The following is a 1,430-nucleotide window of genomic DNA, read 5'->3' on the forward strand; positions in this document are numbered from 1 at the left end:
GGACTTGACGGTGCACCTTGAGGGAGGCACCCTAATGGATATTTCAACTTTTTTTCTGTGTCCTCTTCTGGAATATCAATACAGCATGCTTTTGACAAATCGATTGCAACTGCTTTATTATAACCTAGCATCCTAAAGATTCCAAATACCCTATCTTCAGTTACTGTCCTAAAAAAATCCTTTAGATCAAACTTGACGATCAGTTCTTTATTTACATGCGGTTTGGCATTGTCGATAATAGATTTCCCTTTCTGATAAGAGGTTATTTCTTTGGGAAACTTTACCTGATCCAAAATAAAACCCTTAATCCAATTCTGAATATTATAAAGTTGTGGATTAGGTGCATCAATATGCCTAAACCCGCCGCGTTTTTTTTTAATTCTGAATTGGTTATAATATGCGTTTCTATTGCTTAGTATACTTAAAACATCAGAATAATTCATTCCCATTAATTTGGCCCAATGTAGTGGAGAGAATATAATAGGTAAATCTGCAGTTTCTAAACGGCTAACATACTCTTGTAACTTTTCAATAAAGTCTTCCGACTTGCCAAGATCGTTGGCCCACTCTAACAAATAATCTCCGTGAAACTCCATTCTTAATTGCTACGCTATAAACAGAATAATATAAAATTAAATCAATCAAAATCGATGTTCTTTATAGGAACCTCTTATGAACCCAGCCCTAGTGGTACTGAGCTTTGCTTTCGCAAACTTCACTAGCAATAATCATTTCATTTCACGGAGATTATTTTCGGCATATATTTTATTTCATTTTTAACAATATCTTTTTCTCGAGTGGCTTTATATTCTCTGATTTTATCTAGAATATCTTCCAAGACAGATTCTCCTAACGAAGTAACTTCCATGTTTTCGGTGAAGTATCCCATATTCACTCCTATTTGTTGATACTCCAACAACTCATTAGTTCTCAAGCCTAAAACTAACAATATTGTCGGAATGGGAGTTTTTTTATTCAGCATTCTTAGAATCCCAACGACAATCATTCTATTCCTGTTGAAGCCTGCAATCTCGGGTGTATCTTTTGGCATTCCCAATTGCATCTGTGTTGCTGCGAACGCATTTTGCTGCTTGAATTCTTTCAGTTTTACAAAAATATCATCTTCAGATCTCGGGAAAAGCGGCTTCCACTTAGTTTTATTTGACCAAATAATTGGGAGGGTATTATTAGGTGGGGCATAAGAAAAAGTCAGTAAAGCCTCGGAATTCTCATATCCTAAACTGAAGTCATTCTCACCTTCTTTAAATAAATACCTGCTGTTCCCATAATTCAAAGCCAAATCCTTTTTGATTGTATTTTGAGAAAGTGTAGTAAAAAAAAGAAAATTATCGTCAAAGATCTTATGATGGATATCCGCAACAAGTTTTATATTTGATATTGAAGCTTCAATATTCTGCTTTGCTTTATCC

The 1,430-nt window shown here is 34.7% G+C and carries 2 protein-coding genes; both read right to left on the bottom strand.

Going from position 1 to position 1,430, the window contains the following annotated elements:
• Positions 1–596 (bottom strand): reverse transcriptase domain-containing protein (locus tag AC1DPQ_RS27615; protein ID WP_477611546.1); only part of this gene is annotated, 596 nt, incomplete at its 3' end.
• 137 nt (positions 597–733) lie between these two features.
• Positions 734–1,430, bottom strand: a 697-nt coding sequence (locus AC1DPQ_RS27620; RefSeq protein WP_477611547.1) for a phosphoribosyltransferase-like protein, incomplete at its 5' end; no start/stop codon positions are given.

The organism is Pedobacter sp. 01T416_2, from assembly GCF_056398925.1.